Origin of the sequence: Maribacter antarcticus DSM 21422, from assembly GCF_000621125.1 — a bacterium.
In the GTDB taxonomy this organism is placed as follows: Bacteria; Bacteroidota; Bacteroidia; order Flavobacteriales; family Flavobacteriaceae; genus Maribacter; species Maribacter antarcticus.
This window is the reverse complement of the sequence record NZ_JHZC01000004.1, coordinates 447,703-461,386: the sequence shown is the minus strand read 5'-3', so window position 1 is coordinate 461,386 and position 13,684 is coordinate 447,703. Positions and strand designations below refer to the sequence as shown.

Sequence of the window (13,684 nt, the reverse complement as noted above, 5' to 3'; positions counted from 1 at the left end):
ACATATAGTGTAGTGCAATAGTTACGGATGCAGTATACACCTTCGCAGGTAAACACCCTATTTTAAACGTTGTCGATTAGCTAACAACACCGTTTTCAATTTTTGATAGGGAACATCTTGGACGGCGGCATTATTATCAATTGCCAAAGAGGCGGCAACAGCCGCAGATTGACCTAAGACCATGAATACAGGTTCCATACGAATAGATCCGAAACCAATATGGGAAGCACTTAAACAAACGGGAACAATAAGGTTTTCACACTCTTCTTTTTTTGGCACTAAAGACTTATAACTTATAGGATATGGATTGAAACCATGGGCTTCAACATTACCCTCGTTCTGTACATAGCCGTTGGCACCTACATAGCGCTGCACATGATGGCTATCCATCCCATAAGCCCCTAATCCAACAGGGTCGTCCGGAATATGAAGTCCTTCGCAGTTGTGCTGGGTCATTACATAAGCACCTATCATACGTCTCGCCTCTCTTATATACAACTGCTGCTGCCATCCATCGGGTCTTTCAAACTCGTCTTTTGCGGTACCCCATCTTGAAGCTTCGTCCCTGACCTCCTTAGGTATTCTTGGGTGATTTGCTAAGCTCCACATAAGGCCCATCTGGTAGTTCCTGTGATCTGTAATAATTTTATCACGTTCGGCGTAGCTAGCTTCTGGATACTCATAGTTCTTACCAATGTAATCGGTAGAAAAACCAAATTTATTATTCGTATCCGTTTTCCGGTTTGGCATACCCGCATTAATCCAAGGGAGTAACGAATTTCCATAAAAATACATATCGCGTATCGCTCCCGTTCGGGCTTCAAAATTCCGAAATAGAAGTTCATAATCCAATTCATTATACACTTTAGGTTTTTTGAAAGGAACTCGATTCTCAGGAGCGTCGGTTAGGCACATTCTAAAACAATAGGCCTGTATTTTATTATCTCCCTCCCCTGCTATGCCCGGGCTAGCAACAATATTCGGCAACAAACCACTTTCCACATCTCCTTTTATTACATAGGGGTCTACCCTTGGAAGAAAGTTATGGTAAAGACTATTTCTAGATACGGTACCTGTTAGGGTAGTGTTTATCCTATTTGCTTGAACACCATTTAAGGTTTCCCCATACTGTTCGTTACTCTCCCGACCACGCGTATAGGACACACCGGCCGTTGCCATAAGGTCGCCTTCATAAGTGGCATCTATAAACACATCCCCAGTAAAGGTTCTCCCGCTTTGCATTTCTATGGAACTAATCTTATTTCCAGTTTTCTGAACTCCGTTTTTTCTATTTAAGCGTTCATTATAGACCAGTTTTATATTCTCTTTCTCCATCATTTGTTTAAAAACAGCAAGTGCCGCCGAGGGCTCGAAAGTCCACATCGTAGTTTCATTCTCCTTCGTCATTGTCTGCCCCCCATCGCGATACTCAGATTTACTTTGCCACTTCCAATTCTTCGGGTTATCGTAGTATGTTTTAATATTCTCATAAAACTCGCGAGAGAGTCCGCCTATGGCTTGCTTGTTCCCTATATCGGTCTGCCCCAGTCCACCTGTTGTAAGCCCTCCAATACGTGATGTAGGCTCTATAAGCACGACCGATTTCCCCATTCTACTGGCTTGAATGGCAGCAGTAACTCCGGCGGAGGTACCCCCATATATCACAATATCATATGCCGTTGTGTTTGATTGGCCTGTACTCATCTGAAAAGACAGAAGGAATACGACAAAATAGAATATGTTTCTCATTTTAAAATTGAATGTTAGTAATATTTATAATTCCTTTTAATCATGTAATTATACTCATGATACTAAAAGCAAAGAAATTCCTCTCGTTATTTTCAACTTTCCATAGCATTTAATAAAAGGTAACAAGATACCTTTACGCTAAGGTTACTCTTGTGCAGCGGTATAAATTGCATCGAGTAGGCTGCCTTCTTCTTTGGTATCGTTGCCCAATTCCCAAAACATAATACCACCAAGTCCTTTTTCCATGGCATACTTGGTTTTTCTGGCTACAGAGACCGTATCGTCATAAGAAACCATTAGACTGTCTAAGGCATTATACATGTAGGGCGCTTCGGCTTTTTCATCCCAATAACGCTTAAAATTAGAGTCGCCTTCATAGGATTTTCTAATTTGATTGTAGGCCAACCAGCCAATATGCATGCCTCCGCTTCGTTGGTACAAGCCATTATTCTCCGGTATAACTCCTTTCCAAACTCTTCCGTAGAATGCACCCCCAATTACAATCTGTTTTGGATCAACAGATTCTCTAATCAGGAAGTCCACTATTTTTTCTGTTGAACGCGGGTCCCGGTCGGTATTTCTACCGTTTTGATAGAGACTATCCAAATGTTTATGAAACGGTGTACCTTTAATTTCATCAATAGAAACGGCCCCTAAGGCGGTATGATGCCCCGTATATTCAGACACACCAGAGACCAAATCATAGGTCATAACATTAGTGAAATCAGCGTATTTCATTACCTCATTTAATTCAATAAAATCATAGTACCGTTTCCAACCTGCAGACGCGAACGTTAAGACTTTGGGTGTATCAAAAGTGTCCAACATTTCACGAAGCCCTTTCATAAGTGCAGTAAAATTATTAGTATCTACATCTCGAGCCATTGTACCCGCACCTGATATTCCAGGATATTCCCAATCCATGTCCAAGCCGTCTAGCTTGTATTTTACTATAAATTCTGAGGCACTAGCAATAAATTTAGAACGCCCCTCTTCGGTGAGTGCCATATCCGAAAATCCGTCTGCTCCCCATCCACCGCAAGCAATCATAACCTTTAAATCTAGATTACGATCTTTTTGCTTCACAAGCGCTTCTAGCTTTGGTCCAGCTGCCTCTGGATTTCTGAATTTCATTTCCCCATCAACTACATTGGTAAAAGAATAAATGATGTGGGTAAGCTTTTCAACAGGTATCTTCTCTGGCTCATAATTAGGCTCCGGAACATAATATGCCATTATTACAGGTTCGTAAGATGGTTTATCTTGTGGACTTTCCGCCACCTGTTTCTTTGCTTTTGGCGAACAACCAAGCATAAAAAAAAGTAGTAAAAGGTTAGATATCGAAATGTTTTTCCAATTCATTGCGTTGGTTTCTATCATAGTAGCTTAATTGATTTCTATTTCAAATATTTCGTCCGCTTACTAAGAAATAAAGTATTACTGTATTTCGAAAGCAATACGAACTAAATTTAATTCGCTAGGCATGCATCCATACTACGTATCAACCGAAATACAATCCTTAGTATTTAAGACTTATAATTAGGAAAGGTACCTATAAAATAGTGTTGTTAAAAACTTAGCGCTAATGATAACTTTGGCCTTAGATTGAACTCTTTGGAAAACAGGACAACTTTGGCTTTATACGATTCTAAGGTATACGGTCAATGCAACTGTACGGTCATATTCTTCCAAACTAATAAAATAGCACGTTGGGATATATCCATGAAAGAAACCCTTCTTACGTGCAAAACCATATTCAATTATAATGTCTTTACCACGGTACATTATGATCATATGGATAAACAAAACGTTAACCTTATTTTTAAAATTAATACGCTTGTCTACAGGAATAATTTAGGGTGTGTCTAAACCTACTTTTGAAAATAACTTGATAGACATCCCTAAATGGAACTTATTTCTATTGATTTATTCACATAAGTCAATTTAAAATGACCAAGAGCTCATCGATACTAATTAAATTAATGATCTTTACTCTTTGGTGGAAAAGAAGAAACGAGAATATAAATGGTTAAGAGTTGTTGCCAGAGTTGTAGGGGTACTCTTGCTGCTTTTTATCGTACTCGTGCTTTTTGTTCGGAGTCCTTGGGGTCAGCAACTTATCGTATCCGAGTTAACCGGGTATGTTTCCAGTAAAACCAATACCAAAGTAGAAATAGACAGACTTTTTATAACGTTTTCGGGTAATTTGTTCTTGGAGGGTTTATACCTAGAGGATATAGAAAAAGACACCTTGTTGTATGCAAAAAGCTTAGAGGTCAATCTTCCCATATCGCCGATATTGTTCGGCAATGAAATTAATTTAAAGTCGGTTACCTGGGATGGGCTCAGAGCAAATGTAATTCGTAAGGAAGGTGCCGATAAATTTAATTTTGATTTTTTAATAGATGCTTTTGTTTCTCAAGATTCAGTTGCTTCATCAACGGAAATCGAACCTATGCAAATCAATATTGGTTCTGTAGACCTCTCAGATTTTCATATAACATACTCCGATGGATTTATAGGTATTGAGAGTCAGCTACAACTGGGTATGTTGCATCTTGCAGCAGATAAAATCGATTTGCAGGCCATGCGATTTGAACTTGATGACTTGGAACTGGCCAACAGCAACATTCTATACAAACAGACGAAGTCGTTTAAGACCGCAGCAGACGCCACAGAGACTCAACTACCCTATATATCCGTTGATAACTTTATTATCTCGAATGCCACCGCCAATTATAATTCAATTCCAGATGCGATTACAGCAAATGTAGTTCTGGGTGATTTTCAGTTAAAACTACCAAAAGCTGATCTTTCAAAAAAGGAAATTGGGATTGATTTCATGACGCTAAAAAATTCAAGTGTAACCCTACAACTTCCAAGTCCAGCCTTTAAAAAAAATACTTCTATTACAGCAGCCACCACATCACCTTTTAAATGGCCAGCCTTTGTGCTAGAAGCTAATAAAGTAAAGCTTGAAAACAACAGCATCAATTATACATCCGGTAAAACAAAGGCACTGAAAGGAAAATTTGATTCCAATTCGGTAGCTATTTCCCAATTGAATTTAACGGCCAATACTATAACATATCAACCAGAAAACGTACATCTAGAATTAGATAGTTTTTCTTTTCTGGAACGAAGTGGATTTAAATTGCAAAATATATATATAAATACCGCTATAACTGATACTTACGCGTATATATCAAACTTAAATATTAGAACAAATTTAAGTCATGTTAATGGGTCAATGGAATTAAAATATCCTTCTGTAAGCAAACTTATAAGTGCACCGATGAGCACTGTTGTAGATGTTCTAATTCTTGATTTAGAATTAGCTATCCAAGATGTATTCTTTTTTCAACCAGAACTGGCAGAAAATCCGTATCTCAATACACTGACAAAACATCCTTTTACCGGAAATATTAACGCTAACGGTACCTTAGATTCAGTTCAAGTAAATGGCATGCAACTGAATTGGGGAAAAAACACCTCCTTAATGGCTGAAGGGCGGCTGAACAATATCGCACAAAAAGACTCCCTTTCTTTTGATTTTAATACTATTAAGGCGATTTCTATACGGGAAGACATCCTAGCATTTATAGCAGAAGCGGAACTAGGGATTTCCATACCACAAACCATTTTATTGGATGCCAAGGTTGATGGAGATTTGAAGGCCATAAATGCCGATGCACAACTAGAGATTCCCGAAGGAAAGGTGCAGTTAAGTGGAAATTACAGAAACAAGAATCAAATCCGTTTCGATGGGAATCTAATGGTCGATAGGCTTCAATTAGATAAATTACTAAATGATGATCAATTGGGCGCACTATCGTTTAAGATGGATTTATCTGGCGGGGGCAAGAATCTAAACACCTTAGATGCAGCAATATCTACCGATTTTAGTCAATTGATTATTCAGGGCTATGATTTTTCAAATCTTGAACTTCAAGGAAAAATAAAGAATGGAGAAGGTGCCATTAATTTGGAGTTTAAAGACAAGAATTTAAATTTCACCACAAGTGCATCTATTGAACTAGATTCCATAGCGTCAAAAGTCGGACTCAATCTAAATCTGATTGGTGCTGACCTATACGCTTTGGGCCAGACCGAAGAAAAAATTAAAACGGGGCTTCAATTAAGTGTTATCTTTTTCGGTAACCCTTCTGCTTACAGCTTAAATGCCAAGATTAATAAGGGGATTGCCGTGTATGACAATCAGCAGTATCAAATGGGCAACATCAATCTAGCTACTAAAATAGATACGATTAGTACGGATATTACCATTGATAGTGATTTTTTAGTTGGTTTTTTAAAATCTAATGCTTCACCAAAACGTATAGCATCTGCTTTGACAAATCAATTCAAAAACTATTTTAATAAAAGTACGCAAATGATTTCGGCTGCAGATTCCGTGAAATTGAAAATGGATTTGAAACTATATCCTTTTCCTATTTTGACCGAAGTTTTCTTTAGGGATGTCGACCAACTTGATTCAGTTTTGGTAAGAGCTGATTTCGATGAGACTACGAAGGTATTGAATGCTACACTACGTGTTCCTTCTGCAACATATAGCGGTGGCTCAATCGACAGTCTTATGGTTTTGGTAAAAGGAGACGCCACAAACCTTAGTTTTGCCGCAGGGCTTTCCTCCTTCCTTTTGGACCCTATTAATATTAAAAAAACCTATGTTACCGGTAAGCTAAAAAACAAGAAGCTGCTCTTGGATTTCAGTTCATTAGACGGTAATGAAGTAGCAGCGCATATCGCTTCTGAGTTAACCTTGCAAAGTGATACTACACATATTCAAATTAAGCCCTCCAACCTTATTTTCAATAAAAAAGAATGGGCTATACCTGAAGATAACGAAATTAAAATCGCTCAGAATTTAATCGCTCTCAATAATGTAAAGTTGCGTAGAAATACACAAGAATTGGCTTTTAGCAATACTGTATCAGGTATTGAGAAGGAACACTTAGGTGTTACATTCAATAATTTTAAACTACAGACTTTCCTTAGTTTGTTGAATCCTGATGAGGCTCTTGCTACGGGTATAGTAAATGGGGATTTTGTTCTTGAGAACCCCTTTAATGCAAAAGGAATCGTCGCTGATTTTAATATAAAGCAATTTGAGGTGCTAAAGAATACTTTAGGAAATCTGACTTTGAATGCCCAATCAAAGAATAACGCTGCTTACGACCTTAATCTTGCAGTAAAAGATGGTGGGGTAGATTTAGATGTAGTAGGTGATTATACCACTGCGGAAACCGGTGCAAAACTAAACTTAGACCTTGACTTAAATCGTGTAGACTTAAGCTTTATAGAAGGATTATCCGATGGAGCGATTAAAAATTCGCATGGTTTTATTTCAGGAAAAATTAGTCTTTCAGGCAGCACTAATAATCCTGAATATAGGGGTAGATTCAATTTTAATGAAACTGATTTCAATGTAGCTACTTTTAACTCTGCATTTAAAATTTCAAATGAAACTATAGAAATAAATCCCAAAGGTGTATTTTTTGATAGCTTCAAGATATCAGACTTCAATGGAAATACCTTTACCCTTGAGGGTTCCATATTGACCAAGAATGTATTTAACCCATCTTTTGATTTAACACTTTCTGCCAAAGCATTCCGAGTCTTGAATTCCACTAAGGAAGACAATGCCCTTTTCTATGGTACAGCCAGCCTAGATGCCGATGTTCGGGTCAAGGGTAACCTGAAACTTCCTAAAGTAAATGGGAAACTGAAAGTTAGAGAGGTTACGGATGTTACCTACGTAGTACCAGAGTCGCAACTAGACATTGAAGAACGCGATGGCGTTGTTATTTTTGTAGACCGAAAAAACGCCGACGCTATATTAACACGAAAAACCCAAGAGGAAGCCCCTTCTTTTTTTCAAGGAATAGATGTTAGGGCTGTCGTAGAAATCGCTGATGATGCAACTTTTAATGTGATTATTGACAAACGTACTGGAGATAATTTAGCAGTTAAAGGACAGGCGGCTCTTGCATTAAATATGGAGCCAAACGGCCGAATAAATCTCTCTGGGCGATACGAACTAAAATCTGGGCATTACGAGACAAACCTCTATAACTTGGTCAAACGAAGATTCGAAATTAATCCTGGAAGCACGATTACTTGGCAAGGCGACCCCATGGATGCAAAGTTGGACGTTACGGCCATCTACCAGTTAAAAACCTCTGCGTCTCCGTTAATGTCTAGTGTAACCTCTGGTCAAGATAAAACCGTATCAGGCAAATACAGACAAGTGCTCCCTTTTTTGGTCTACCTTAATGTGGATGGGGAAATTTTAGAACCAAAATTATCATTCGGTCTAGACATGCCAGAGGCCGAGCAAGGCGCCTTGGGTGGGTCGGTTTACAGTAGGCTACAACAATTAAACCAACAGGAAGCAGAGCTGAACAAACAGGTTTTCTCCTTACTGGCTCTAAATCGTTTTTATCCTGATTCTGGTAGCGATGGCAGTTCTGGTGGCACCGCAGCAATTGCCAGGGATAATGTCAACAAAGTACTATCCAGTGAACTAAATGCCTTTTCTGATAAAGTATTCGGTAATTCAGGATTTGAAATAGATTTTGACTTGGACAGCTTTACAGATTACCAAGGCGATAATCCTCAAGACCGCACCCAAATAAACATCAATGCTAAGAAAAAGTTATTTAACGACCGTCTCATTGTTACAGCAGGAAGCGCCGTATACGTAGAAGGAAGTGCACAGCCAGGCCAAGAGGAAACGCCTATTATTGGCAATGTAAGCCTTGAATACCTTCTTACAAAAGATGGTAAGTATCGACTAAAGGGTTTTCGCAAAAGTAGTTATGAAAATATAATCGACGGCCAATTGATTGTTACTGGTGTAGCTTTGATTTTTAATCGTGAGTTTAATAAATTTAGTCAATTATTTAATCCTTTAAAAAATAGTACTAAACCGAAAACTGAAAATATTCCGAATAACAAAAATAAGAGTGAACAACCAGAAGCTAAGAATAACTAAACTTTGAGTTCAAAATCTACATACCGAATCGCATTACAATGGCTCACTATTGTATTTCTACATTCCTGTAGTGTAAGTAAATTCATTCCGGAGAACGAAACCTTGTTTACGCGGTCAGCAATAGACATAACTTTTGACAAGCCAGTAGAAAATAGTAAAAAAATAAAAGAAGAACTAGAAACCCTTTTGAGGCCAGAAGCCAATACCACGTTTTTAGGAATGCGATTAGGCCTGTACTATCATTATAAAGCTCAAAGAAAAAGACAAGGGTTCTTAACTAAGTGGTTTAACAAGAAATTTGGTGAAGAGCCCGTATATCTTTCCAGCGTAAATCCACAGCGAGTGGAAGAACTGATGCTGAACCGATTGGATAATCGCGGATTCTTTTATAGCAAAGTCTCCTCCAAAGTAGATAGTACTGCCAAGTTTGGTGGTATCAATTATAATGTTGAACTACCACAACCCTATATGATGGAAAAACTGGAATTGGATAACGATTCCCTCGCTATCTACACCGAAATATCAAATGCACTGACCGAAACAGAAATTATACCTGGCACCCGTTTTGACCTTCAGTTACTGAAATTTGAAAGAGAGCGAATCGATAGAACATTGAAGCGTAATGGATACTATAATTTTACTCCCGATTTCTTGATTTTCGAAGCAGATACCAATCGCTACGATAGTAGAAAGTATGATTTTATTTTACGGTTAAAAAAGAACATTCCGGAGAAAGCAATGCTTCCTTATGTCATTGATTCCATTACTGTTTATCCCAATTATTCTATAGAAGGGGATAGTATCCTAAGCAATCCCCATACAGAACTAGTAAATGGGATTCATTTTATCCAAAGAGAAGAATACTTTAAGGCGAAAAAACTGGAGCCTTATATCCTATTTAAAAAAGGGGTAAAGTACAATGCCGAACAGGCTAGATTAACAAGCAATCGACTATCTTCATTAGGAAGCTATAAATTCGTTAATATTCGTTTTAACGAGTCTGATACTGTTTTAGTTAGTGGTCAGCGTTCGCTCAACGCCGATATTTTTCTTTCTCCTTTGACAAAAAGGTCTTTACGAACCGAATTACAAGCAGTAACGAAGTCTAATGGTTTTTCAGGACCCGGCATTGGGGTTACCTACAGCAATCGAAACCTTAATAAAGGTGGTGAGACCTTGAGCATATCGGCTAATTTCGCATATGAAACACAACTATCTGGCGGCAGAGATGCTAATCTTAGCAGTATTGCCGGTGGTATAAAGGCAGATGTGACCATTCCACGGCTTGTCCCCTTCTCTACCAACCGATTTAAATATGCGGTGCCAAAAACAAAGATAAGTCTGGGGGCGGATATCCTAAAACGAAGTGAATTATATACCCTGAACTCTTTTAATACTTATTTTGGTTACACGTGGCAGGCTAATCGTTTTGCATATCACGAACTGAATCCGATTAGTTTGGTCTATGTAAATCTTTCGAATACTACTGATGAATTTGAGGGTATTCTAAACAACAATCCCTTTTTACGTAGAAGTTTTGAGCAGCAATTCATAGCAGGCATTAACTATACCTTTACCTATAATGAAATGGTAGATGAAGATAAAAAACATCCGATTTTCATCTCTTCAAGTTTGGATATGGCTGGTAACGCCTTAACCCTTTTTGATGGCGGAAAAAATACTGTTTTAGGGTTAGAGTATGCGCAATACGCTAAAGCGGATATAGATTTTCGATATTATTATAAATGGGGAAAAGAGCAGACCCTTGTTAGTCGATTATATGCAGGATTGGGTATTCCTTATGGAAATTCTACAACCTTACCATTTGTAAAACAATTTTTCTCTGGAGGCCCTTACAGTGTTCGCGCCTTTCAAATACGTTCCTTGGGTCCTGGCACCTTTAGTTCTAATGCCGATAGGACTTCCTCGTTTTTCGACCAATCGGGAAACATGCGTTTGGAAGGGAATCTAGAATACCGTTTTCCTTTAGTGTCATATCTAAAAGGAGCCCTATTTATTGATGTCGGCAACGTTTGGCTTACCAATGCAATAGAAATTTCTGAAGATGAGTCCGAAGAAAGCCAAGTGTTTAACGAACAGTTTTCGTCGCAGGGTAAATTCAGTTCTGATTGGGCTAAAGAATTAGGTGTAGGTGTTGGTTTTGGCCTTCGGGTCGATATCCAAAGCTTTGTGATACGATTTGATTTGGCATCGCCTTGGCGCACTCCTTATCTCCCTGAAGGCGAGCGAGGCAGGGTGCCTTTTTTTGATGGTGGAAGCGATAATCTTACTTTTAATTTCGCAATCGGATATCCATTTTAGTAAAGCGAGATATCCTTTGATATGTTCTCAATAGCATATCCACTTATCCCCAAATAGTTATGTCTATCTAGATATTAGTCTACTACTATTGATAATCTAAAATGAATACCCTAATTCTAGCGTAGTTTCCTTCCCTTAAATTTCAACCTTTCCTGCTAATCTGATATCTCTAGAAGAAGCGCCTACATTTATTAGATAAACTCCTTTTTCTAGTGCCCAATTATTCTGTTTTTCATCCCAATACTGTAATTCCCTTACCGGAATACGTATCGAAATACTATCGGTGGCACCAGCTTTTAGATTTCTTGTTTTCGCAAAGGACCTAAGCTCTTGTGCCGGCCTGTCAATGCTAGAAGCTAGCTTTTCAGTATATACTTGGACTATTTCCTTTCCTGCCAAATTTCCACTATTTTTTACGGTTAAAGACACGTTTATAGTATCATTTTCTACAATGACAGTACTATTTGAATATTCAAAATTTGTATATGATAGTCCATATCCGAAAGGATAGGATACCTCTGTTTTAGCTTTATCAAAATGCCGATAACCTACATAAATACCTTCGTCATAGACAGTATAATCTTTATTACGAAGCTTTTCAGTCGCTGGTTTCTCATCTGGTGGTGCTATAAGCCCAGTCATCAATCCAACCAACGACAGACCTTCCCCATCTAAAGGAAAATTAGCGTTGGAGGCATGGTCGTTCAAATCAATAGGGAAGGTCATGGGTAATTTACCACTCGGGTTTACCTTACCGCTCAAGATATCGACCACGGAATTACCACCTTCCTGACCTCCCTGCCACGCCAACAATATAGCATCTGGTTTGGTTTTCCAAGATTGAGTCTCTATAACACCACCAATGTTCAATACCACAATAAATTTTTTATCGGCTTGCTGAAAAGCAGTACTTATAGCGGTGATTGTCTCTTGCTCAAGTGTGGTTAGTAAAAAGTCATCCAATTCCAAACGATCGCCGCCCTCACCTGCATTTCTCCCTATGGTAAAAATACCCACATCTGATGTTGCGGTAATTTCCATTAATTGTTCAGTAGTATATGCTATAGCGGGTGGCACAAACGGAGTGAACATGGCATCAATTCCCTCTGGCGCTATATAAGCTTCCTTATTTGCTGCCTTTTGGACCTCAAAAATACGCTTAGCCACTTTATTGATTTCAAACCCTGCATTGGTCAGCCCTTGTTCAAGAGAAACCGTGTAGGCTTCGTTTACATCTCCGGAACCCGTTCCACCAGCAATAAAGGCATAGGAGGTAGTTCCCAATAGCGCTATATTTTTGGTATTACTAAGCGGGAGCGTATTATCGTTCTTAAGCAGCACCATACCCTCAGATGCAGATTTACGGGTTGTATTCGCATGAGCTACCAAATCTGGATTATTTTCAAACCTGTAGTCCTGCATCTTTTTTGTATTAAAGATCAGGGTTAGAATTCTACCAGCAGATATATCAATAGCAGCTTTGGACAAGCTTTTATCTTCGGCTCCTGCTATTAAAGCGTCCCATTGTTTTTTAGTTCCCGGTTCCAACAAATCGTTCCCCGCATTTATTTGCGCTACGGCATCTTTACCGCCAAACCAATCGGTCATGACCAAGCCCTCAAAACCCCAATCACCCCTCAAAACATCGGTAAGCAAATATTTGCTTTCTGATGTATAGGTGCCATTCACTTTATTATAGGAAGACATAATGGTCCAGGGCTGTGCTTTTTCAACTACGATTTCAAAACCCTTTAAATAAATTTCACGCATCGCTCGTTCGGAAACTAGTACATCATTTGAATTTCGTTTGGTTTCCTGATTGTTGGCCACAAAATGCTTCACTGAAGTTCCTACGCCATTGGATTCTATGCCGTTCACAATAGCAGCACCCATAAACCCGGTTAATAATGGATCCTCAGAAAAATATTCAAAATTCCTACCACATAAAGGATGCCGATGAATATTTGCTCCGGGACCTAAAATAACATCGATACCGTATTGTAAAGCCTCGTTGCCCATTGCATTTCCAACATCATATACTAGTTCCTCGTTCCAAGTAGATGCGAGTAAGGTGGCTATTGGAAAAGCCGTGCAATAATACGTTCTGTCCTCCCCTTCCCTAGTGGGCTGTATTCGTAGACCAGCCGGACCGTCGGATAGGTAAATAGTTGGAATTCCAAGTCTTGGAGTGGGTACAATCGTTCCCACAGCTCCAGGAATTCCTGCCCCTTCTACTCCGCTACCCATTGCAGAAGCAAGACCCGAACCCTTTAACAAATGTATCTTTTCTTCCTGTGTCATTAGGGAAAGGACATCAGAAACCCGAGTACTCACAGATAGGCGGTCGTCTTCATAATCATCCAACTCGCCATTCCCATTGCGGTCCAAGAATGTATAGTTATCCTTTGTAAGCTCAGGAAAATCATATTTTTCAGCATACTCGTCTTCAAAATCAATAAAAGTTGAGTTAAAGTAAAAATAACCAAGAAAGCCAGCAAGTACCAATAGTAACAAAAGGACTCCAATAGCCTTTAACAGTACCTTTAATTTATTTTTCATAAGTTCATAATTGTGTCTATCCGCCACAAATATAAT

General features: G+C 38.8%; 5 protein-coding genes. 2 read left to right on the top strand and 3 right to left on the bottom strand.

Annotation, left to right across the window (positions count from 1 at the left end):
* Nucleotides 1-57: 57 nt before the first annotated feature.
* The gene (locus Q360_RS0102045) at nucleotides 58-1,749 is read right to left on the bottom strand and encodes an FAD-dependent oxidoreductase (protein ID WP_027075602.1); all 1,692 of its coding nucleotides are present in this window, start codon (nucleotides 1,747-1,749) and stop codon (nucleotides 58-60) included.
* Between the two features lie 144 nt (nucleotides 1,750-1,893).
* Entirely contained in the window at nucleotides 1,894-3,129 is a 1,236-nt protein-coding gene (locus tag Q360_RS0102040; RefSeq protein ID WP_245603130.1) for a glycoside hydrolase family 18 protein, read from the bottom strand.
* Nucleotides 3,130-3,748: 619 nt separating this feature from the next.
* On the opposite strand from Q360_RS0102040, the gene Q360_RS22025 reads away from it, so the two are divergent.
* Complete coding sequence (locus Q360_RS22025; protein ID WP_036194888.1) at nucleotides 3,749-8,767, top strand: translocation/assembly module TamB domain-containing protein; 5,019 nt, start codon at nucleotides 3,749-3,751, stop codon at nucleotides 8,765-8,767.
* A gap of 3 nt (nucleotides 8,768-8,770) precedes the next feature.
* Nucleotides 8,771-11,089 (top strand): translocation and assembly module lipoprotein TamL, encoded by a 2,319-nt coding sequence (tamL, locus tag Q360_RS0102030; RefSeq protein ID WP_051554521.1) that lies wholly within the window; start codon nucleotides 8,771-8,773, stop codon nucleotides 11,087-11,089.
* Nucleotides 11,090-11,224: 135 nt separating this feature from the next.
* Here the strand turns inward: tamL and Q360_RS0102025 are convergent, their stop codons facing one another.
* The gene (locus Q360_RS0102025; protein WP_027075599.1) at nucleotides 11,225-13,648 is read right to left on the bottom strand and encodes a beta-glucosidase family protein; all 2,424 of its coding nucleotides are present in this window, start codon (nucleotides 13,646-13,648) and stop codon (nucleotides 11,225-11,227) included.
* Nucleotides 13,649-13,684 lie beyond the last annotated feature (36 nt).